The organism is Pseudomonas sp. GD04091 (genome assembly GCF_029836165.1).
Classification (GTDB): domain Bacteria; phylum Pseudomonadota; class Gammaproteobacteria; order Pseudomonadales; family Pseudomonadaceae; genus Aquipseudomonas.
This window is the reverse complement of the sequence record NZ_JAOEBG010000009.1, coordinates 18,457-40,641: the sequence shown is the minus strand read 5'-3', so window position 1 is coordinate 40,641 and position 22,185 is coordinate 18,457. Positions and strand designations below refer to the sequence as shown.

Here is a 22,185-nt window from a genome sequence, read left to right as displayed (position 1 = left end):
CGGCACGCATTATGCCTTGATACGCAAACGCCCCGTTCACGGGAATGAACGGGGCGGGTGTCCTGTGCCCGCGAAGCGGCCGGTGCAGGCGCCGCTTACATCAGAAATGCACGCTGGTGGTCAGCAACGCGGTCCGTCCCGCCGCCTGGTTGGCGAAATGGGTGGAGAACGCCTTGTCGTAGTAGACCTCGTTGGTGAGGTTCTGCACGTTCAGTTGCAGGTCGATGTTCTTGGTCAGCTTGTAGGCGGCCATGGCGTCGTAGCGCACGTAGCTGTCGACCATGGTGGTGTTGGCCACGCTGCCATAGACATCGTCCACGTAGAAGGCGCCGCCACCGACGGTGAACTTCGGCGTGACCTGGTAGGTGGTCCACAGGCTGGCGCTGTTGTTCGGCGTGTTCGGCAACTGGTTGCCGTCGTTGACCTTGCCCAGTGCGCCGCCGTCGATCTGGCGGGCCTGCATGTAGGTGTAGCCGGCGAACACCTGCCATTTCTCGGTGATCTTGCCGCTGGCCGACAGCTCGATGCCCTGCACGCGGGTCTCGCCGACGTTCTCGTAGGTGGTGGTACCGACCTGCACCCGAGCGTTTTCCTTCTCGGTGCGGAACAGCGCGGCGGTCAGGGCCAGGCGCTCGTCGAGCAGGTCCCACTTGGTGCCGATCTCGTAGTTGGTGGTTTCTTCCGGCTCCATGTCGCTGCTGAGCAGGTTGCCGGCGCGGTCGGTGGTGTTCGGCAGCGCGTTGCCTTCCATGCCTTCGCCGAGCAGCGCTCCGGGTGGCGTGGCGGAGGTGGCGTAGGACACGTAGATGCTGCCGTTGTCCGCCGGCTTCCATACCAGGCCCAGCTGGCCGGTGATGAACTCGCTGGTGTCCTTGCCCTTGGCGGCGATGCCCTTGCTGTTCACCGAAGTGCTGCCATCGGCGTTGTAGCCGCGGTACTCGGTGTCGAAGTGGTCATAGCGCAGGCCCATGTTCAGCAGCCACTGGGGCGTCAGCTCCAGGGTGTCGAACACGTACAGGGCGCGAGTGTTGCTCTTGGTGTCGGTGCCGGCGTAGTTGCGCGAGATGGCGCCGTTCCACGGATCGTCCGGGTTCGGGTTGCCGAGCGAGGTGCAGTTGTAGCCGCTGCTGGCGCCGATCATGCCGGGGGTGCAGGTGCTGGAGGTCGCGCCACCGGTGTTGGTGTCGACGTTGTAGCTGGAGCGCTTGCTTTCTTCGCGGCTCAGTTCGATGCCGGTGGAGAAGCTGTTCTTCAGGCCACCCAGGTAGAACTCGCCGAACAGGTCGGTCTGGTTGGTGGTGGTGGCGGTATTGCCGACACGGGTGTTGGCGCGGCGCCAGACGCTGCCGTTGTTGACGTTGCCCTTGCTGTCGTCGGGCTGGGTCAGGATGTAGTCCTGCATGCTGTTGCCGTGACGCAGGGTGTTCTTGACGGTCAGCGAGTCGCTCAGGTCGTGCTCGATGGCGAAGGTGGCGATGTCCACCCGGGTCTTGCGGAAGTCGCGACCGGTCAGGCCGTAGAAGTTGTCGTGATCACCGCCTGCGTATGGCTTGCTCGGGTCGGCGGAGGTGCGGTTGCCGGTGCCGCCGGTCGGCACGGTGTAGGGGATCCCCGCGTCCGGCAGGTCGTCGCTTTCCAGGTGGTAGTAGTCGAGGTTGACGCGGGTCGGCGTGCCCAGGCCGAAGGCCAGGGACGGGGCGATGCCCCAGCGGTCGTAGTTGACCTTGTCGCGACCGGCGACGTTGCTCTCGTGGGTCATCAGGTTGAGGCGCCCGGCCACGGTGTCGCTGAACTGGTAGTTGCCATCGAAGGTGTAGCGCTGGGTCTGGTCGCTGCCCCAGGTCCAGGCGCCATCGAGCGAGTTGCCCAGGTGCGCGCGCTTGCTCACCAGGTTGATGGTGCCGCCCGCCGCGCCGCGGCCACCGATGGCCGAGTTGGGGCCCTTGGCCACTTCGACCGACTCGATGGCGAAGATTTCGCGGGTCTGGGCGCCGGTGTCGCGCACGCCGTCCAGGTAGGTGTCGCCCTGGGCGTCGAAGCCGCGGATGAACGGGCGGTCGCCTTGCGGGTTGCCGCCTTCGCCGGCGCCGAAGGTGATGCCGGGCACGGTGCGCAGGGCATCCTGCAGGTTCAGGGCGTTGGTGTCCTTGATCACCTGCTGCGGGATCACGGTGACCGAGCGCGGGGTGTCCACCAGCGGCGCGGTGTACTTCTGCGAGGCGGCCTTCTCGACCTTGTAGTCGGTGCTGGACTGCTCGGCCTTGCCGTTGACGCTGGTGGCGTCGAGGGTGATGGCAGCACTGGCGGCAGGATCGGCGGCATAGGCGGAAGTGGCGGTGATCGCCATGCCGATGGCGGAGGCGAGCAGACGTGGTGAACTCACAGCAGATGGCACGTGACGCATTGTTATTGACCTTCCCCAAGGTATGAAGGCCGCGGATCATAATGTAAGTGATTGTAACGAACAATTGAGAAGCGTTACCATTCGCCAGAAATTTACATTCTTTACAATTTTACCTTACGGTTTTTCCGGTCTCATTCGTCGTGCTCCACTGATGGGGGGTTGTGGTGAGTAAAAGGGAATCAATATCATTGTCTCCCCACTTCGCACCAGGTGCCGCCATGCTGCTTCATATCCCCGGTCTGTTCGACGCCGATGAAATCTCGCGCATCCGCCAGGCCCTGGAGCAGGCCGACTGGGCCGACGGCAAGATCACGGCCGGGTATCAGTCGGCCAAGGCCAAGCACAACCTGCAGCTACCCGAGGGCCACGCGCTGGCCAAGGAGATCGGCGACGCGTTGATCGAGCGGCTGTGGCGCAACCCGCTGTTCATGTCGGCGGCCCTGCCACACAAGGTGTTTCCACCACTGGTCAACTGCTACCGCGAAGGGGGCAATTTCGATTTCCACATCGACAATGCCTTGCGCCAGCCCAAGGGCAGCCCTGAGCGCATACGCACCGACCTGTCCTCGACCCTGTTTCTCAGCGACCCGGACAGCTACGACGGCGGGGAGCTGGTGATCCAGGACACTTACGGCGTGCAGCAGGTCAAGCTGGCGGCCGGTGACATGGTGCTGTACCCGGGGAGCAGCCTGCACAAGGTCAATCCGGTCACGCGTGGCGCGCGCTACGCGGCGTTCTTCTGGACTCAGAGCCTGGTGCGCGAGGACAGCCAGCGCACCTTGCTGTTCGAGATGGATAATGCCATCCGCCAGCTCACCGCCGATGTGCCGGAGCATCCCTCGCTGCTGCAGCTGACCGGCACCTACCACAACCTGCTGCGCCGCTGGGCCGAGGTCTGAGCCATGTCCTATCAGTTGCGTCGTGAGCAAGCGGTGGATGTGGCCGGGCTGCGGGCGATGCTCGAGCACAGTCCGGGCCAGGCCGCCCAGGCGATCCTGGCGGCCGCGGGGCAGGGTGTGGTCGAAGCGCAGCTGTTGTTGGGGCAGATCCTGTTGGATGGCCGCGGTATCGAAGAAGATGCCACTGTCGCCCGCCGCTGGTTCTCGATCGCCGCGCAGCAGGGCAGCGCCATGGCCCACAACATGCTCGGCCGTTGTCTGGAGCATGGCTGGGGTGGCGACGCGAACCCGACAGAGGCGGCCATTCACTACGCGCGGGCAGCTGACGCGGGTCTCGACTGGGGCATGTACAACCTGGGCAATCTGCTGGCCACCGGGCGCGGGGTGCCAGCCAGCCAGGCGCAGGCCTTGGCGTGCTATGAGAAGGCCGCGCAGTTGGGGCATGCGAAGTCGATGAACCTGTATGGGCGTTACCTGGAGCAAGGGATCGCCACCGCTGCCAGTCCAGTGCGGGCCGTGCGCTGGTATCGCCGTTCGGCGCAAGCGGGGGATTTTCGGGGGATGTTCAGCCTGGCGATGGTGCTGGTGGAGCGTGGCTCGCTGGCGGAGGCCTGCCTTTGGCTGGATAGGGCGCGGGTAGAGGGCAACCTGGCGTTCTTACGTAGCAGCGTGGCCGCGCTGTTGGCTGCCGGGCCGTTGTTGTCGGACCAGGCAGCCAGCTTCATGAAGGAAATTGCCCTACGGGGGAACGCATTGTCTGCTTGAGCGGCTGGCAAGGTATGAAAACCCGAGTGTTCCCTGCGCGTACATGAACAACAGCATGCGCGTGCTCAAACGCCTTCACCTCTTGTAGCGCTGCATCGGCATCGCGGGATGCGGCTATGTGCCGTGCCTGTCAAAAGCGCTCGGAGGCAACGTTCCGTATCGAATCCTTGTATTGGAAGTTGCGCCTTCCTGTTGTGGGAAAAGTGACTGTTGATAGAGGGAAATTATTCGGGATTTTCCAGTGGTACAAGGCTGTTCATACTTCAAATGTCGCCGCGTCTGAAGTCAGAGTCACGTGGATGTGGCTTTGCAAGGCGGCGTTATCAATTTGATGTGTAGGAGTATCCGCCATGGAAACAAACAAATCGCAGATATTCACCGCCGATCTCTATGCCCTGGACAAGTCTGACAGACCTGTTCCAGTGATGGTGATTACTGGCACCCTGAGCCTGCTACCAGACCTGACAGGTTGGTTGGTTTTGCCTGAGAGCGAATATAACTATTTCACCACGAAGATGCAGTTGAGGGTCCATATTATTGATAATTACAGGGAGTACTTGACCGCTCATGTGGTGTGCAACACAGATTACATGGGCTACAAGGATGATTTGCTCTCGATAAACGTGAATGGCTGGGTCAAGCTGTTCAGCGATATGTTCGTGGGTGCAGAAGATTCGCATGAAAATATATGGAAGCTTGTTCATACCGGTGAGGTGTATGAAGGCTTCGGTGTGCGTCAGAGCATATTTCATCTGAAGAGCGAAGTGCGTGATGGTTTTGTGCAGATTGAAAAAAGCGGGGCACTGGAATATTTGCGTCAGGTCACGGACGGAAAACCTACCCGGTTTATCTTGAAGTAACACAGTCATTTGTTCACGGCTTGGGGAAAAGTGTCCTGGTTATACGGCAGCAGCGCCCTCGATAAGGTGGTGCGTAATCATTGGTTGCCGTAATCCAGGAGCATGTGCATGAATGAGGCGATTTATAAAAAACGGCTGCAGGGACGCCTGTCCTGTGAACTGGAGGGTAGGGTATGGCCTGTGTGCTTCAACCAGCGTGGCTACCTCGAGGTGATTCGCAGGCATGTCGAGCCCGAACGGTTTCAGATCGGCATGCTCGCACATCCGCTGATTGGCGGCGGCATCGCCTTCGAGTTCCGCTCTGCGGCGGGTCGTCAACTGGTCGTTGGCAAGCACGATGGCCTGACCGAGGCTGCCGAGCCGAGACCCGTGCCGGGTCCTGCGCTGCGCATTCACAGTTACGGCAATCTGGGGGCGGACTTCCCCAATCAGTATTACGTCAAGCTGCAGTCGCTGGATTCGCGTTGGGTCGCCGTCAGCGGTCGGCGCAAGAAGAGCCGTGACTGGGAGTGGTTCTCCATGAGCCCGCCACGGCAGGTGCCGATCACTATCGCCGAGCGTGAAAGCGGCATCCTGCGCTTGCTGGAACCTGACTTTGCCAAGGCGAGCACATTCACCTTGGAGTTGCTCACGCAGTACTCGGTCGAAGCCTGATGCACGGAAAAAAGAAAGGGGCTTGCGCCCCTTTCTTCGTTACAGGTAGTAGGCCTTCAACGGTGGGAACCCGTTGAACTCCACCGCGCTGTAGCTGGTGGTGTAGGCGCCGGTGGACAGCCAGTACAGACGGTCGCCGATGGCCAGGTTCAGCGGCAGGCCGTACTTGTAGTGCTCGTACATGATGTCGGCGCTGTCGCAGGTCGGGCCGGCGATCACCACTTCCTCGGTCTCGCCTTTCTTCTCGGTCCAGATCGGGAACTTGATCGACTCGTCCATGGTTTCGATCAGGCCGGAGAACTTGCCCACGTCGGTATAGATCCAGCGCTCGACCGCGGTGCGCGACTTGCGCGCCACCAGCACCACTTCGCTGACCAGGATGCCGGCGTTGGCGATCAGCGAACGGCCCGGCTCGAGGATGATTTCCGGCAGGTCGTCGCCGAAGTCTTCCTTGAGGAAGCGAATGATCTCTTCGGCGTAGGTTTCCAGGCTGTTGGTGCGGGTGATGTAGTTGGCCGGGAAGCCGCCGCCCATGTTGATCAGTTTCAGCTCGATGCCGTCTTCTTCCTTCAGGCGCTCGAAGATCACCTTGACCTTGGCGATGGCCGCGTCCCACACGCTGATGTCGCGCTGCTGGGAACCGACGTGGAAGGAGATGCCATAAGGCACCAGGCCCAGGTCGCGGGCGAGGATCAGCAGGTCCATGGCCATGTCGGTCTGGCAGCCGAATTTGCGCGACAGCGGCCAGTCGGCGGTGGTGGAGCCTTCGGTGAGGATGCGCACGTAGACCTTCGAGCCCGGCGCGGCCTTGGCGATGTTGCGCAGGTCGGCTTCGGAGTCGGTGGCGTACAGGCGCACGCCCTTCTCGTAGAAGTAGCGGATGTCCTTGGACTTCTTGATGGTGTTGCCGTAGCTGATGCGGTCGGCGCTGACGCCACGGCCCAGCACCTTGTCCAACTCGTAGATCGAGGCGATGTCGAAGCTCGAGCCCTTCTCTTTCAGCAGGTCGATGATCTCGACCGCCGGGTTGGCCTTGACCGCGTAGTAGACCTTGGCGAACTCGAAACCGGCGCGCAGGTCATCGTAGGCCTGGCTGATCATCTGGGTATCGATGAGTACGAACGGGGTTTCCTGCTTGTCGGCGAACGCCTTCATCTTCTGGAAGGTGTCGCGTGCGAAATAGTCTTCGACCTGGATCGACATGCTCAAGGGCTCCATGGGCAAACTGAAAAGGTAAGTGGCTGCAAACTGAACGTCCTCCGTATCCCCACTTTGGTTCGCCTACTTCCCAAGGCATGTCGCCGAAAGCAAAAAGGTCAACCGGACGTGGAGCGGGTGACCTTGCTGTCTCGTCGTCAGTACTTGAGCCGGATGGATCGTTTCCAGCATGGACGTTCGGCGCGCACTTTAGGGCGTGAAACCGGCAATATCAACAGGCAATCCCGGGGCGTTACGCGGGGTTTGCCGCCCTGTCACCGTAATAACCGACTGATGTGACCGGTGGATGTTCCCTGGCAGCCCGCAAGCGTAAAAAATTGTGGAATAGGTGGCGATCTGGTGGTGATCGGCTGAGAGCTCCGTTCTTTGCATGATGGCTTGAGTTTCACCGCGAAAGGCTTGATCTACGTGGAAGTGACCGCTGGTCGGTTATAGCCGCCTGCACCAGCAAGCGTCGTGAGTGTTCATATTTATGGCCACATCGAAAGCGCAGATTTTCCAGATGAAATAACGATAATTTTTCGTTTGGCGCGATGCATTTTCCGGCCTTGTCGTCATCGGGAGAGGGTCAGGCTATCGGATCCAGGCGCGAAACTGGCGCGACGGTGGAAAGGACTCACGCTGAAAGCGCAGCAGCGAAGCGCGCACAGTGGGCGGATCACCCTATCCACGAGAGCAATCACCATGCGTTATGTACAGGAACGTTCCTTCCTTGCCACGCTGACGTCCGTCACCCCAGGTTATGAAGGACCACTCGATTCGGTCGAAGGGGTTCCACTGGAACGCCGCAACAACTGGCTGACCATCGCGCCGCCCGGCAGTGTCGAAACGCAGCAGCGTTTCTGGTTCGGCTATTTCCAAGGAAGCGACGCCGGGTATCAGATCCGCACTGTCGAGTCCGGGCCAGGTGGATCGCATTACGCGATCTGGGACCTGAATATCGGCAACGCCATCGGTTTCTACCTGAAGAGCAAGAAGCCGATCCTGTGGCGGGTGCGAGTCGACGATGCCAAGTTGCAACGGCCTGAGCTGCGTACCTACGGAAACGTCACGCTGGCCGCGCCGAGCCGGGCCATGGTGGGGGTGGCCAACCGCTCCCCCTGGGACGATCACTATGTGGGCGTGAACAGGCCGAACCTGTTGCACCTGCGCATGGAGGTGCTGCAGGTCGACTGCCAAGTGTTCGATGCTTATGACCAGTTTCGCAGGCGCTGAGCGAGGCGCCGGGTTGGACCTGCGTGCCGGCCGTTGAAGGAAGGGAGCCTTGTCCTTCTCGACGGTCATTGCTGTCGTTGATGAGAAACATTACTATTCGCGACCTCATCCTGCCTCCCTGACGAACCTACCGTGTCCGGACACAAAGGCTTCCTCGACCACTACCATGAGCTGATCGGCACCTGGACGCGCAAGCTGCGCAGTCGTCAGCAGGCCGAGGACCTCACCCACGATGCCTTCGTCCGGGTGCTGGAGAACCCGCGCGAACAGGTCGAGCAGCCGCGTGCCTATCTGCACCAGACGGCTCGCAACATCGCCGTCGATGGCTATCGCCGCGAAGACCGTCGCCAGGCCATCGAGCTGGACGTGTTCGATGAAAGCACGGCGGGCGGCGATGATCCCGAAGCCTATGTGCATGCCCTGGAGCTGGCTGACAGCGTCGAGCGGGCGCTGGCCGAATTGCCGCTCAACTGCCGCCGGGTGTTCATCTGGCAGAAGCTCGAGGGTCTGACCCAGGCCGAGATCGCCGAGCGCATGGGTTTGACCAAGAACATGGTCGAAAAGTATATGATCCGCACGCTCCGACATCTGCGTGAGCACTTGGATGTGTCGGCCAGATGAGTCAGGAGACCCCCTCGATGAAACAGCACGTGCCCGATCCCGTCGGCGAGCAGGCGGCCATGTGGTTCGCCCGGCTCCAGGACGCGCCACAGGACACTGCCTTGCGCGCTTCACTGCAGCAGTGGCTGGCGCAGCATCCACGGCACGGTGAAGAGTACGCGCGGCTGGAGCAGCTGTGGCGCGCCGTGGATTTCGTCCCTCGACAACGGCTCGAGGCCCTGTGCCAACCGGAACCGGTGCGTCAGCTGCCCCGTCGTCGTCTGCTGCGCCAGGCGCTGGCGGCTGGCGTGACCGTCGTCGCACTGGGCCTTGGCTGGACGGGTTGGCAGTATCGGCAGCTCAATTATCAGGACACGCTGAGCACCGTTCTGGGTGAGCGACGCCAGGTCGAGTTGCCGGACGGTTCGCGGCTCGAGCTCAACAGTTCCACCCAGGTTCAGTTGATGTTCTCCCCAGGACAGCGCCATGTGCGCCTGAGCCAGGGCGAGGCGATGTTCATCGTCGCCCATGACAGCGGCCGGCCATTCGTGGTGAGCACTGCCCAAGGCGAGGTCACGGTGACCGGCACCCGCTTCGATGTGCGCCAGGACCCGAACAGCACCCGTGTTTCGGTGGAGCAGGGCTCGGTGCGGGTGCAAGGGGCGGCCGAGTCGCTGGCGCAACTTGGCGCGGGCCAGGGTTCGCATATCGACGCCCAGGGCAAGGTCGCCGCGCCCTATGCCATCGATGCCAACGCCGTGACCGCCTGGCGCCGGGGCAAGCTGGTGTTCGACGACGCCCCGCTCAGCGAGGTGGTGGCCGAGGTTTCGCGCTATCGTGCCCGACCGTTGCACGTGGCGCCGGGTAAAGTGGCCGGCCTGCGTCTGTCCAGCACCTTCAGCACGGACGACCCCGACGCTCTGCTGCGAGCCTTGCCGAGCATCTTGCCGGTAGCGGTGAAGCAGCGTGCGGACGGCTCCAGCGAAATTGTCGCGAAATAGATTCAGGTTTTTTTCCGCCCGTTCGTCTTCCCCGCCAGCTGCAACTGCCAAGCATTTCCATTTGCATGCGGTTGGCGTTTATCCCGACTCTCAGGACCCTTCGAAGACGTGAACAACAATAAGCCCCTTCTCCAGCTGCGCCGTCTGGCGCTGGCCCTGGCGGTCACTGCCGCCGCAGGCAACAGTTACGCCGATGGCATTCAGATCCAGGCCCAGCCGTTGGCGGGCGCCCTCAAGCACCTTGGCCAGCAGACCAACCTGCAGCTGTTCTTCAGCCCCGAGCTGGTAGCCGGCAAGCAGGCCCCGGCGGTGTCCGGCAACCTGGCGCCGGAGCAGGCCCTGCAGCAGTTGCTGCAAGGCAGTGGGCTGACCTTCGAGCAGTCGGCGGACACGGTGGTGGTCAAGCCGGTCCAGGCCGCCGGTACGCTCACCACCGGCAGCCTGGAGCTGGCGCCCACCGACGTGAAGGTGGTCGGTGACTGGCTGGGCGATGCCGAGCAGAGCGTGGTGCAGAATCACCCGGGCGCGCGCACCGTGGTGCGCCGCGAGGCGATGGTGGAGCAGGGCGCGATGAACGTGCGCGACGTGCTGCGTGGCATCCCTGGCGTGCAGGTGCAGGACTCCAATGGCACCGGTGGCAGCGACCTGTCGCTGAACGTCGGCGTGCGTGGCCTGACGTCGCGCCTGTCGCCGCGCTCGACCGTGCTGATCGACGGCATTCCGGCGGCATTCGCGCCCTATGGTCAGCCGCAGCTGTCGATGGCGCCGATCTCTTCGGGCAACCTCGACAGCATCGACGTGGTACGCGGTGCTGGTTCCGTGCGCTATGGCCCGCAGAACGTCGGCGGGGTGATCAACTTCGTCACCCGGGCCATCCCCGAGAAAGCCACCGGCGAGTTGTCCACCACCTTGGAGACCTCGCGCCATGGCGGCTGGAAGCATTCCGAGTCGGCCTTCGTCGGCGGCACCGCCGACAACGGCATGGGCGTCGCGTTGCTGTATACCGGCGTGAACGGCGATGGCTACCGCAGCAGCAACAACGACAACGACATCGACGATGTGATGCTCAAGACCCACTGGGCGCCCACCGATGTCGACGAATTCTGGCTCAACTTCCACTACTACGACGGTCGCGCCGACATGCCCGGTGGCCTGACCCAGGCGCAGTACGACCACGACCCCTTCCAGTCGGTGCGCGACTACGACTACTTCAGTGGCCGGCGCAAGGACGTCTCGTTCAAGTGGCAGCGGCAGATCGACGACGCCACCCAGTTCGAGGTGCTGACCTACTACACCGACAGCTTCCGCGGCAGCGCCATCGCCGCCCGCGACATGAAGACCTTGTCGTCGTATCCGCGCAACTACCACACCTTCGCCATCGAGCCGCGGCTGTCGCGGATCTTCTTCGTCGGCCCGACCACCCAGGAAGTCAGCGTCGGCTACCGCTACCTGAAGGAAGCCATGCGCGAGCAGTCCACGCGCCTGGCCCTGATCGACAATGTGCCGACCGTGACCCCGACTTCCGACGGCCACGTGTTCCAGGACCGCAGCGGTGGTACCGAGGCCAGCGCCTACTACATCGACGACAAGATCGACGTAGGCAACTGGACCATCACCCCGGGCATTCGCTTCGAGCACATCAACACCGACTGGCGCGACCGCCCGGTGATGGACGCCAACTACCGTCCGGTGCCGGAGAAGAACCGCAGCATCACCAGCAACGAGCCGCTGCCGGCGTTGAGCGTGATGTATCACATGTCCGATGCGTGGAAACTGTTCGCCAACTACGAGACCTCGTTCGGCAGCCTGCAGTACTTCCAGCTCGGCCAGGGCGGCGTCGGCGACAGCACCGCCAACGGCCTGGAGCCGGAGAAGGCCAAGACCTACGAGATCGGCACGCGTTATGACAACGGCAACTGGGCCGGCGAGCTGACCGCCTTCTACATCGACTTCGACGACGAGCTGCAGTACATCAGCAACGATGTCGGCTGGACCAACCTCGGCGCGACCAAGCACCAGGGCATCGAGGCTTCGGCGCGCTATGACCTGTCCGGCCTCGATCCGCGCCTGCAGGGGCTGTCGGTGAATGCCGGCTACACCTACACCCGCGCCACCTATGAAGGCGAGATCCCCGGCTTCAAGGGCCGCGACCTGCCGTTCTACTCACGTCAGGTGGCCACCGCCGGGTTGCGCTACGAGATCAACCACTGGACCTGGAATCTGGATGCCTACGCTCAGTCCAAGCAGCGCGCGCCGGGTACCGGGATGAACGCCAACGGCAGCTTCAACGGCAACTACATCACCGAGCCGAGCGCCGACGGGCAATATGGCGACATTCCGGGCTACGTGACCTGGCATGCCCGTGGTGGCTATGCGTTCGGGCCGCAGTTGTCGAACCTGAAGCTGGCGGCGGGGGTGAAGAACCTCTTCGACAAGCAGTACTTCACCCGTTCCAGCGACAACAATGCCGGGATCTATGTGGGTGAGCCGCGTACCTTCTATCTACAGGCCAGCGTAGGGTTCTGATTCGAGATTGCCGGGGGCGCTTTGCGCCCCTTTCCGACCGGTCCGACGCCTCGGCAAGGCCGCTCCCACAGGTACAGCATCAGCCTCCAGGCCGGCGCAGTACCTGTGGGAGCGGCCTTGTGTCGCGATGGGCCGCACAGCGGCCCCGGCGTTCTATCAGGAGGCCACTGCCTCGGCAGGCGACACGATACTGGTCTTCGCCCCCCGCGAGCGCCCGGAACTCAGGTACGCCGCGATCGATTCCTGCGTCACCTCACCCAGGAACACCTGCTCGGCATCCAGCACCGGCAACCACGCCCGGTTGAACTCGTACATCCGCGACAGCAGGATGCGCAGGTGCTCGTCATGCGCCGCGGTGGCATTGAACGGCCGCAGGAAATCCCCGCACGTCCCCTGCTGGCGGTGCATGTCGCGCCGACGCACATAGCCCAGCGCCTTGTTCTGCCCATCGGTGACCACCACGTAGCGGCGGTCATGCTCGTCCAGCAGTTCCAGCGCGTCGCTCACCGCCGTTTCCGGGCTCACCGACGGTGCGTTGTCCGCCGCATCCTCGGCGCGTACCAGCAGCAGGCGCTTGAGCGTGCTGTCCTGGCCGACGAAGTTGCTGACGAAGTCATCCACCGGATGGGCCAGCAGGGTGTCCGGGTGATCGAGCTGCAGCAGCTTGCCGGCGCGGAAGATGGCGATCTTGTCGCCCAGCTTGATCGCTTCGTCGATGTCGTGGCTGACCATGATCACGGTCTTGTTCAGCGCGCGCTGCATCTCGAAGAACTCGTTCTGGATCATCTCGCGGTTGATCGGGTCGACCGCGCCGAACGGCTCGTCCATCAGCAGCACCGGCGCCTCGGCGGCCAGGGCGCGGATCACGCCGATACGCTGCTGCTGGCCGCCCGACAGTTCGCGCGGGTAGCGCTGCAGGTACTGCTTGGGTTCGAGCTTGATCATGCTCATCAGCTCGCGGGCCCGGTCGTGGCAACGCTGCTTGTTCCAGCCAAGCAGGCGCGGGACCACGGTGATGTTCTCTTCGATGGTCATGTTGGGGAACAGGCCGATCTGCTGGATCACGTAGCCGATGTGGCGGCGCAGGGTGACCTCGTCGAGGCCCGTGGTGTCTTCGCCGTTGATGAACACCTGGCCGGAGGTCGGGGTGATCAGGCGGTTGATCATCTTCAGCGTGGTGCTCTTGCCGCAGCCCGAGGGGCCGAGGAACACGCAGATTTCGCCTTCGTTGACGGTGAGGCTGACCGAGTCGACGGCTTTGACGTCCTTGCCGTTGACGTTGAAGGTCTTGCTGAGGTTCTTGAGTTCGATCATGAGCGCAGTCCTTCTGGAGTCAGGGCACGTTGCAGGGTTTGCAGCAGCAGGTCGGCGATGATCGCCAGCAGGCTGACCAGCATGGCGCCGACCAGCAGCATCGACATGTCGCTGCGGCTGATGGAGGTGAGGATGAGCACGCCCAGGCCGCCGGCGCCGATGGTGGCGGCGATGGTCATCACGCCGATGTTCATCACCACGGCGGTGCGCACGCCGGCGAGGATCACCGGCACGGCGATGGGCAGTTCGACCATGCGCAGGCGCTGGCCGAAGGTCATGCCGATGCCGCGCGCGGCTTCACGGATGCCGGGCTCGACGTTGGTCAGTGCCAGGTAGGTGTTGCGCAGGATCGGCAGCAATGAATAGAGGAACACGGCGGTGATCGCCGGCAGCGGGCCGAGGCCCTGGCCGAATTTCGAGTAGAACGGCAGCAGCAGGCCGAACAGGGCGATCGAGGGGATGGTCAGCAGTACGGTGGCGCTCGCTTGCAGGGGGCCGGCGAATACCGGGAAGCGGGTCATCAGGATCCCCAGCGGCACGCCGACGATGATCGCCAGGCCCACGGCGATGCCGACCAGGGTGATGTGCTGCCAGGTCAGCTGCAGGACCTGGGCCCAGTCCAGGTGGGCGAAGGTGTCGAGCAGGCTCATGGCTGTACCTCGCTGTGCAGTGGATGGTCACGCAGGAAGGCCGCGGCGACCACGGTCGGGCTCTGGTGCTCGACGTCGACCTTGGCGTTGAGCTGGCGCATGGTCTCGTCGTCGAGCTGCTCGGCCAGCGGCTTGAGCAGGGCGGCCAGTTGCGGGTTGGCGTCGAGCACCGCCTTGCGCAGCACGGGGGCGGCGGTGTAGTCGGGGAAGTAGTGCTTGTCGTCTTCCAGCAGCTTGAGGTCGAAGGCGCTCAGGCGGCCATCGGTGGTGTAGACCAGGCCGGCGAACACCTGGTTGTTGCGCATGGCGGTGTAGACCAGGCCGCCATCCATCTGGCGGATGTTGCGCCGGTCCAGTGGCAGGTCGTACATCTCGCGCAGGCCCACCAGGCCGTCGGGGCGGTTGGCGAACTCGGTGTCCAGGGCCACCAGGTGATTGCGGGTAGGTTCGGCGCGCAGCACCTGGTTGAGATCGCTGATGGTGTTGACCTGTGGGTAGGCCTCGGCGACCTGCTTGGGCAGGCCCAGGGCATAGGTGTTGCTGAACTTCGACGGGCTCAGCCAGACCAGGCCTTTTTTCGCGTCGAGAGCTTTGACCCGGGCGTAGGTGGCTGCGGCGTCGGGCATGCGCTCGTCGATATGGTTGTAGGACACCAGCGAGACGCCGGTGTATTCCCACATCAGGTCGAGCTGGCCGGTCTCTTGCGCCTGACGGGCGATATTGCTGCCCAGGCCGGTGGTCACACGTACGTCGAAGCCATTGGCGCGCAGGTGCTGGGCGGTGATTTCGGCGAGCACGGTCTGTTCGGTGAACACCCGGGCGCCGATGCGGATCAGCGGTTTCTCCGCCGCCTGGGCAAATCCTGCGAACAGCAGGGCCACGCCCAGGAACAAGGCGATTCTCTTCTTCATGGTTTCCCTCTTCTTATTGGGCCAGGCCACGTTCCAGCCAGCGCTTGCTGGAGAAACTCACCAGCGCGTCGAGCGCCAGGGCCAGCAGCGCCGTGCACGCGGCGCCCAGCAGCAGCTGCGGCTGGTTGTTCAGGGCGATCCCAGGGAAGATCAGGCTGCCCAGGCTGTTGGCGCCGATCAGGAACGCCAGCGGCGCGGTGCCCACGTTCAGCGCCAGGGCCACGCGCACACCGCCGACGATGATCGGCACGGCATTGGGCAGTTCCACTTGCCAGAGTTGCTGGCGCGGGGTCATGCCGATGCCGGTGGCGGCTTCCTTGAGCGAGGCGGGGACGTTTTTCAGGCCCTCGTAGGTGTTGCGCACGATGGGCAGGAGGGAGGCGAGGAACAGCGCGAAGATCGCGGGACCGGCGCCGATGCCCAGGATACTCAGGGCGATGGCCAGAACGGCCAGGGGGGGAATGGTGTTGCCAACGTTGAAGAACTGCATGAAGCGCTCGGCTTTGTCGACCCTGTGCGGTCGACTCAAGGCAATGCCGGCGGGGATGCCCACGGCCAGCGCCGCCGCCATCGAAGCCAGCACCAGGACCAGGTGCGCTTGCAGGTAGAACCCAAGATCGTCGCGATAACGCGCGATCGTGTCGATGCCGATCCAGTGGACCAGCAGGGCCAGGATGACGAGCACGGCGGCCCATCCCATCAGCCCTTTTCCGTAGCGTGCAGCCACAGGCGGACTCCTTTTTTTGTAGTCGGCGCTCGCACTCCCGTGTGGCCGGCCATTCCTGGCGGCGGGCAGTGTGGTCGCGAGTAGCAGCCCGATGCGAGGCATCAGGCCATGAGCCGAACCCCGTCAGGTTCGTGAAGCGGGTGAAACCAGCCCTGAACCGAAGCGGGTTGCAGGGGAGTGGACGTCTCCGTGGGCGTAAAGGTTCCCATCTGAGGCGGCATTTGGCCAGTGCTAATCACTGGTCGTTCATGAATTTGACGAGAAAAAACGGCGGGTTTAAGTGCTGCAGGCGTTGAAATAACTGCCCTGTGGCCATTTGTTGTGAAAGCGATTCTGCGCTGGATTGGTTGTGCTTGTTCTGGCCCTTTCGCGGGCAAGCCCGCTCCCACAGGTACTGCACAGGTTTCGGATGTGGTGCGTTACCTGGTGGGAGCGGGCTTGCCCGCGAAAGGGCCGGAACAGATGCCACTGGTTCAGCAGATTTTGGTCCAGGCCCAACTTCGGGTATGATACGGCCCCTTTTTTAATCCCCCAGTCAGGCGATTTCCCATGACCAACCAGGCCGCCGAAGTCGCGAAGCGCCGCACTTTCGCCATCATTTCCCACCCCGACGCCGGTAAGACCACCATCACCGAGAAGCTCCTGCTGATGGGCAAGGCGATCTCCGTCGCGGGTACCGTGAAGTCGCGCAAGTCCGACCGCCACGCCACCTCCGACTGGATGGAAATGGAGAAGCAGCGCGGTATCTCCATCACCACCTCGGTGATGCAGTTCCCCTACCGCGAGCACATGATCAACCTGCTCGACACCCCCGGCCACGAAGACTTCTCGGAAGATACCTACCGCACCCTGACCGCGGTGGACTCGGCGCTGATGGTGCTCGACGGCGGTAAAGGTGTAGAGCCGCGCACCATCGCCCTGATGGACGTGTGCCGCCTGCGCGACACGCCCATCGTCAGCTTCATCAACAAACTCGACCGCGATATCCGCGACCCGATCGAGCTGCTCGACGAAATCGAGGCGGTATTGAAGATCAAGGCCGCGCCGATCACCTGGCCGATCGGCTGCTACCGCGACTTCAAGGGCGTGTACCACCTCACCGGCGACTACATCATCGTCTACACCCCAGGCCACGGCCACGAGCGCACCGAAGCCAAGATCATCCAGAACCTGGACTCCGACGAGGCCCGTGCGCACCTGGGCGACCAGTACGACTCGTTCGTCGAGCAACTGGAGCTGGTGCAGGGTGCCTGCCACGAGTTCAACCAGGACGAGTTCATCAACGGCCAACTGACCCCGGTGTTCTTCGGTACCGCGCTTGGCAACTTCGGTGTCGACCACGTGCTCGACGCGGTCGTCGACTGGGCGCCGCGCCCGCTGGGCCGCGTGGCCCACGAGCGGACCGTCGAGCCCGTGGAAGAGAAGTTCACCGGCTTCGTGTTCAAGATCCAGGCGAACATGGACCCGAAACACCGCGACCGCATCGCCTTCATGCGCATCTGCTCGGGCAAGTACGAAAAAGGCATGAAGATGCGCCATGTGCGCCTGAACAAGGACCTGCGCATCGGCGATGCGCTGACCTTCTTCTCCTCCGAGCGCGAGCAGCTGGAAGAGGCCTACGCCGGCGACATCATCGGCCTGCACAACCATGGCACCATCCAGATCGGTGACACCTTCACCGAAGGCGAGGCGCTGGGCTTCACCGGTATTCCGCACTTCGCCCCGGAACTGTTCCGCCGCGTGCGCCTGAAGGACCCGCTGAAATCCAAGCAGCTGCGCCAGGGCCTGCAGCAGCTGGCCGAGGAGGGCGCCACCCAGGTGTTCTTCCCCGAGCGCAGCAACGACATCATCCTCGGCGCGGTCGGTGTGCTGCAGTTCGACGTGGTCGCCAGCCGCCTGAAGGAAGAGTACAAGGTCGAGTGCGCCTACGAGCCGATCACCGTATGGTCGGCGCGCTGGATCAGCTGCGACGACAAGAAGAAGCTCGAGGAATTCCAGAACAAGGCCATGGAGAACCTGGCCATCGACGGCGGCGGTCACCTGACCTACCTGGCCCCGACCCGGGTCAACCTGTCGCTGATGGAAGAGCGCTGGCCAGACATCAAGTTCCGCGCGACTCGCGAGCACCACTGATTCTGAAGGCCTGCACTTGACCCTGTAGGAGCGGCCTTGCCGAGGCGTCGGACCGGTCGGAAAGGGCCGCAAAGCGGCCCCAGCGATCTTTGATTAACATTGAATCCTGGGGCCGCTACGCAGCCCTTTCCGACCGGTCCGACGCCTCGGCAAGGCCGCTCCTACAGGGATCGCGTAATGCCCGCAATCAATTCCCTGCTTTTATGCTGGTCCAGATCCGCGTCCTGATCCGGTCGATCTTCGCCGGCATCGCCTCCAGGGCATACAGCTTGCCCATCACATCCGCGCTCGGGTAGATCATCGTGTTGCCCTTCATCGCCGGGTCCACCAGCGCATCGGCCTGCTGGTTGCCGTTGGCGTACTGCACGAAGTTGCTGATCCCCGCCATCACCTCAGGCTGCAGCAGGTAGTTCATGTAGGCGTACCCCGCCTTCTCGTTCGGCGCATCGGCCGGCATGGCGACCATGTCGAACCACATCGGCGCGCCTTCCTTCGGGATCGAGTAACCCACCTTCACCCCGTTCTTCGCTTCGTCGGCGCGGTTCTTCGCCTGCAGCACGTCGCCCGAGAACCCCACCACCATGCACACGTCGCCGTTGGCCAGGTCACCGGTGTACTTCGACGAGTGGAAGTAGCTGATGTATGGACGCACCTTCATCAGCAGCGCCTTGGCCTTGTCGTAGTCGGCCGGGTCCTGGCTGTGATGCGGCAAGCCCAGGTAGTGCAGGGCGATCGGCAGCAGCTCGGGACCGTTGTCGAGCACCGCCACGCCGCAGCTCTTGAGCTTGCCGATGTACTCGGGCTTGAAGAACAAGTCCCACGAATCGATGGGCGCGTTGTCGCCGAGCACCGCCTTGACCTTGTCGATGTTGTAGCCGATCCCGGTGCTGCCCCACAGGTAGGGGAAACCGTACTGGTTGCCCGGATCGTTCACCTCCAGCGCCTTGAGCAGCACCGGGTTGAGGTTCTTCCAGTTGGGCAGTTGCGCCTTGTCCAGCTTCTTCAGGGCCTTGCCCTGGATCTGTCGGGCCATGAAGTGGTTGGAAGGGAACACCACGTCGTAGCCGGAGTTGCCGGTCATCAGCTTGCCGTCGAGGGTTTCGTTGCTGTCGAAGACGTCATAGGTGGGGTTGATGCCGGTGGCCTGCTGAAAGTTCTTCAGGGTGTCCGGCGCGATGTAGCTCGACCAGTTGTAGATCTTTACCGAGTCGGCGGCACCGGCCACGCTGGCGGCCAGCATCAGGGGAGCGAGAAGGAGGGTACGCATGTCGGGGTTACCTTGCTTTGTCTGTTGTTATCGAAGGCAGGCGATCAGCGGATCAGAAAATCAGTACGTAGGTCTTGCGCACGGTCTCCTGGATATCCCAGGTGCCGAGGCTGTTGGCCGGTAGCATCAGTGCGTCTCCGGCTTCTATGACAAGTGGCTCGCCACCGTCGGGGGTGAAGGTGCAGCGGCCCTTGATGAAATGGCAGAACTCCTGTTGCACGATCTGCCGTCGCCAGCGCCCCGGGGTGCATTCCCAGATGCCGGTCTCGACGCCGTCGCTGCGTTCGACGCAGGTGACCGAGGTGACCGCGACCGGCTCGCCGAGGGGCACGGCGACCGGGTTGGAACTGTCCAGGATGGCGCTGTCGGTGTGCTTGAACTGGGTGATGCTCATGACCGGTGGATCCTGTGTGGTGATGAAGACGAATCAGTGCATGAAGCCTTCCATGAAGTCGGCCACGCCGCTGGCCAGGCGCCGCTGCCATGGGGCGCTGGCCGGGTTGGCGAGGGTCTGGTCCTCGTGGACGAAGCTCTGGATGATCGCGTTGTAGCCCAGCCAGCGGCACGGCTCGGGTGGCCAGCTGGCCAGGCTCGACAAGGGGCGGTTGTCGTGGACCCAGGGCTGGGCGGTCAGTTCGTTGTGCTGGCCGAGGATCAGCGCTGCCAGGGTGCGCCCGCCCAGGTTGGTGGCACCGACGCCTTCGCCGCCGTAGCCACCCGAGAGCGCGATGCCGCGCTGGCGATCGCAGAGCATGTGCGGGCGGAAGCGTCGAGCCATGCCCAGGTTGCCGCCCCAGGAATGGGTGATGCGTACGTGCCTGAGCTGCGGGAACAGCTCGCCGAACAGGTAGCGGCGCAGTTCGACCTCATTGTCGGTGAGGCTGAAGTCCTCACGCAGCCGACCACCGAAGCGGTAGCCGCCACGGGCGCCGAACACCAGGCGGTTGTCGGCGCTGCGTTGGCCATAGGTGACCTGGCGGCTGCTTTCGCTGAAGGCCTGGCCCTGGCTCAGGCCGATCGCTTCCCAGGTCGACTCCGGCAGCGGCTCGGTGGCCACCAGCAGGCTCTGTACCGGCAGCTGGTGACGGTCGAGCGGGGGCAGGCTGGCGGCGTAGCCTTCGACGGCAGGCACCACCCAGTGGCTGCGGATGCGCGCCAGCGGGGTGCGCACCTCGCCGGTCTGCCAGTCGATGGCCGGGGTGTTCTCGTAGATCGGCACGCCCATGGCCTCGACCGTCCGCGCCAGGCCACGCACCAGTCTGGCCGGCTGGATGGTGGCGACATGCGGGCTGTAGATGGCGCCGTAGGGGTTGCTCACCTTCAGCTGGGCATCGAGCTGTTCGGGCCGCAGCCAGCGGTAGTCGTCCTCGTTCATGCCCTGGCGGTAGAGATCGTCCAGCCAGGCGCGCAGGCTGCGCTCCTGTTCCGGGTAGCGCGCGGCGCAGTAAAGCACCCCGCCCTTGCGGTAGTCGCAGGCGATGCCTTCGCGCAGGAGCACGTCGTGGACTTCGTCCGGGATGCCGTGCAGCAGGTCGACGCTGGCCCGGCGCTGTTGCGGCGAGAGGGTGGCGAGCAGGCGGTCCTCGCCCAGCAGGTTGCCCATCAGCCAGCCGCCGTTGCGTCCGGAAGCGCCGAAACCGGCGATATTGGCCTCGATCACCGCGATGTTCAGCTGTGGCGCCTGGCGTTTTAGGTAGTAGGCGGTCCACAGGCCGGTGTAGCCGGCGCCGATGATGCACACATCGATGTCCAGGTCCTGGCGCAGGGCCGGGCGCGCGCACAAGGGTTCTTCGAGCTGGTCCATCCACAGGCTGATCGTGCGCAGGGGTTGCATCGGGGTGGGCTCCACATCCGGTCAAGGTCTGTGGGCGATCCTAGTGAAGCGCGGGGAGGGCTGTCTTACGTGCGTGCACGCAGGGAAATTTGCCTGAGGTAGGCCTTGGGCGACACACCGGTGTGCTCGCGAAAGCACTTGTAGAAGGCCGACAGGGAATTGAAACCTGCGTTGAATGCCAACTGGTCGATCGGCGCCAGGGCGCTGTCATTGTCGAGGCTGGCCATCAGGTGCTGCAGGCGCGCCTGGTTGACGTAGCGGTAGAAGCTCTGGCCGAGCACCTGATTGAGCAGGTAGGAGATCTGGTTGCGGCTGTAGCCGCTTTCGTCGGCCACCTGTTGCAGGTCCAGTTCCGGGTCCAGGTACGGACGCTGGGCCTGGAAGTAGTGCTCCAGGTCCTGGGCCATGGTCGACAACTGGCGCGGTGACAGGCCCAGGCGACTGGTGGCCGGGCGCGGACCGCCCGGGTGCCTGGCGGTGCCGCCCTGGCGGACCAGGGTGGCGTATTCGTTGACCCGCCAGATCAGCCCGTCCTTGACCGTGATCGCCTCGCTCGACTGGAACGCCACCAGCCCGTCGCCGCCCTGGACCGTGACCTGGTACTGGATGAACGCAGTGCAGCCGTCGACGCGGATGCGGTCGTTGTGGACGATGTCCTCGCCGGCCTCATGGGGCAGGCAGGCGCGCACGTAGTCGCGCAGTTCGGCGAAGCCGAGCACGCGGTTCTGGAAGAAGTCGTGGTACTGGATATCCGGGTGGTAGAGCGCCATCACACCGTCAAGGTCGCGATGCTTCCAGCACAGGTGGTAGCGCAGGACGGTGTCGGCGGTGAGCGGGGTCTGCCCGGGGCCGTCGGGGAGGGGAGTGGCGGTCATGGGCTTGATAGTGCATTGCAGAAAACCCAGGCGCAAGGCCACGGATCCGGCATTTTGCACGGTTTTGGCAAGCGGCTTGCCGGTCAACCCGTTGATTCACATAGGTGTAATTTTTTGACACATCTGGCATGGGCGCTGCACTGACTTTGTTTACATCGAACAAGGAGAAAGGCCATGCGCTCGATACTGCTGTGGATGATCGGGGTTCCGATTCCGGTGATCATCCTGATCTGGTTCTTTATGCATTGAGACCTCCGGGGCCGCTTTGCGGCCCTTTCGCGACATACAGGGTTACGCGATCCCCTGTAGGAGCGGCCTTGTGTCGCGAAAGG

19 protein-coding genes are annotated in these 22,185 nt (G+C 63.3%); 9 read left to right on the top strand and 10 right to left on the bottom strand.

Features of this window, described 5'->3' with window-relative positions; all coding sequences use genetic code 11:
* Window positions 1–100 precede the first annotated feature (100 nt).
* Window positions 101–2,404 carry a TonB-dependent siderophore receptor gene (locus N7422_RS13280; protein ID WP_279806973.1) on the bottom strand — a complete coding sequence of 768 codons (2,304 nt, stop codon included), beginning with the start codon at window positions 2,402–2,404 and terminating at the stop codon, window positions 101–103.
* Window positions 2,405–2,622: 218 nt separating this feature from the next.
* On the opposite strand from N7422_RS13280, the gene N7422_RS13275 reads away from it, so the two are divergent.
* From N7422_RS13275 to N7422_RS13260, 4 genes are all read left to right on the top strand, one after another.
* On the top strand, window positions 2,623–3,303 hold the full coding sequence (locus N7422_RS13275; protein WP_279806971.1) for a Fe2+-dependent dioxygenase: 681 nt from the start codon (window positions 2,623–2,625) through the stop codon (window positions 3,301–3,303).
* A gap of 3 nt (window positions 3,304–3,306) precedes the next feature.
* The gene (locus tag N7422_RS13270) at window positions 3,307–4,068 is read left to right on the top strand and encodes a tetratricopeptide repeat protein (RefSeq protein ID WP_279806970.1); all 762 of its coding nucleotides are present in this window, start codon (window positions 3,307–3,309) and stop codon (window positions 4,066–4,068) included.
* A 350-nt stretch (window positions 4,069–4,418) separates the two neighbouring features.
* Entirely contained in the window at window positions 4,419–4,928 is a 510-nt protein-coding gene (locus N7422_RS13265) for a hypothetical protein (protein ID WP_279806969.1), read from the top strand.
* 108 nt (window positions 4,929–5,036) lie between these two features.
* Complete coding sequence (locus tag N7422_RS13260; RefSeq protein WP_279806968.1) at window positions 5,037–5,582, top strand: hypothetical protein; 546 nt, start codon at window positions 5,037–5,039, stop codon at window positions 5,580–5,582.
* A gap of 39 nt (window positions 5,583–5,621) precedes the next feature.
* Here the strand turns inward: N7422_RS13260 and N7422_RS13255 are convergent, their stop codons facing one another.
* Window positions 5,622–6,785 (bottom strand): type III PLP-dependent enzyme, encoded by a 1,164-nt coding sequence (locus tag N7422_RS13255; protein ID WP_015269027.1) that lies wholly within the window; start codon window positions 6,783–6,785, stop codon window positions 5,622–5,624.
* 699 nt (window positions 6,786–7,484) lie between these two features.
* Here N7422_RS13255 and N7422_RS13250 point away from each other — a divergent pair.
* The 4 genes from N7422_RS13250 (at window position 7,485) to N7422_RS13235 (ending at window position 12,142) form a co-directional block, all read left to right on the top strand.
* Window positions 7,485–8,015: a hypothetical protein gene (locus N7422_RS13250; protein WP_279806967.1), complete on the top strand. Its 531-nt coding sequence runs from the start codon at window positions 7,485–7,487 to the stop codon at window positions 8,013–8,015.
* Window positions 8,016–8,147: 132 nt separating this feature from the next.
* Entirely contained in the window at window positions 8,148–8,636 is a 489-nt protein-coding gene (locus N7422_RS13245; RefSeq protein WP_279806966.1) for a sigma-70 family RNA polymerase sigma factor, read from the top strand.
* 17 nt (window positions 8,637–8,653) lie between these two features.
* Window positions 8,654–9,616, top strand: coding sequence for a FecR family protein (locus tag N7422_RS13240; protein ID WP_279806965.1), 963 nt, complete (start codon window positions 8,654–8,656; stop codon window positions 9,614–9,616).
* A 108-nt stretch (window positions 9,617–9,724) separates the two neighbouring features.
* Window positions 9,725–12,142 (top strand): TonB-dependent siderophore receptor, encoded by a 2,418-nt coding sequence (locus tag N7422_RS13235; RefSeq protein WP_279806964.1) that lies wholly within the window; start codon window positions 9,725–9,727, stop codon window positions 12,140–12,142.
* A gap of 156 nt (window positions 12,143–12,298) precedes the next feature.
* Here N7422_RS13235 and N7422_RS13230 read toward each other — a convergent pair whose 3' ends face one another.
* The 4 genes from N7422_RS13230 to N7422_RS13215 are packed head-to-tail and all read right to left on the bottom strand — an operon-like array spanning window position 12,299 to window position 15,717.
* Window positions 12,299–13,456: an ABC transporter ATP-binding protein gene (locus tag N7422_RS13230; RefSeq protein ID WP_279806963.1), complete on the bottom strand. Its 1,158-nt coding sequence runs from the start codon at window positions 13,454–13,456 to the stop codon at window positions 12,299–12,301.
* Window positions 13,453–14,106 (bottom strand): ABC transporter permease, encoded by a 654-nt coding sequence (locus N7422_RS13225; protein ID WP_279806962.1) that lies wholly within the window; start codon window positions 14,104–14,106, stop codon window positions 13,453–13,455. Before N7422_RS13225 ends, N7422_RS13230 begins: the two co-directional genes overlap by 4 nt.
* Complete coding sequence (locus tag N7422_RS13220) at window positions 14,103–15,017, bottom strand: glycine betaine ABC transporter substrate-binding protein (RefSeq protein WP_279806961.1); 915 nt, start codon at window positions 15,015–15,017, stop codon at window positions 14,103–14,105. The genes N7422_RS13225 and N7422_RS13220 overlap by 4 nt, the downstream gene beginning before the upstream one ends.
* A gap of 13 nt (window positions 15,018–15,030) precedes the next feature.
* A complete protein-coding gene (locus N7422_RS13215) occupies window positions 15,031–15,717 on the bottom strand; it encodes an ABC transporter permease (protein ID WP_279807081.1) in 687 nt (228 codons plus the stop codon).
* 576 nt (window positions 15,718–16,293) lie between these two features.
* On the opposite strand from N7422_RS13215, the gene N7422_RS13210 reads away from it, so the two are divergent.
* Window positions 16,294–17,877, top strand: a complete 1,584-nt coding sequence (locus tag N7422_RS13210; protein WP_279806960.1) for a peptide chain release factor 3 — start codon at window positions 16,294–16,296, stop codon at window positions 17,875–17,877.
* A gap of 187 nt (window positions 17,878–18,064) precedes the next feature.
* Here the strand turns inward: N7422_RS13210 and N7422_RS13205 are convergent, their stop codons facing one another.
* The 4 genes from N7422_RS13205 to N7422_RS13190 form a co-directional block, all read right to left on the bottom strand.
* Window positions 18,065–19,144: a polyamine ABC transporter substrate-binding protein gene (locus N7422_RS13205; protein WP_279806959.1), complete on the bottom strand. Its 1,080-nt coding sequence runs from the start codon at window positions 19,142–19,144 to the stop codon at window positions 18,065–18,067.
* A gap of 52 nt (window positions 19,145–19,196) precedes the next feature.
* Window positions 19,197–19,538, bottom strand: coding sequence for a cupin domain-containing protein (locus N7422_RS13200; RefSeq protein ID WP_279806958.1), 342 nt, complete (start codon window positions 19,536–19,538; stop codon window positions 19,197–19,199).
* A gap of 33 nt (window positions 19,539–19,571) precedes the next feature.
* Complete coding sequence (locus N7422_RS13195) at window positions 19,572–20,978, bottom strand: FAD-dependent oxidoreductase (RefSeq protein WP_279806957.1); 1,407 nt, start codon at window positions 20,976–20,978, stop codon at window positions 19,572–19,574.
* A 65-nt stretch (window positions 20,979–21,043) separates the two neighbouring features.
* Window positions 21,044–21,853, bottom strand: coding sequence for a nuclear transport factor 2 family protein (locus N7422_RS13190; protein WP_279806956.1), 810 nt, complete (start codon window positions 21,851–21,853; stop codon window positions 21,044–21,046).
* Window positions 21,854–22,185 lie beyond the last annotated feature (332 nt).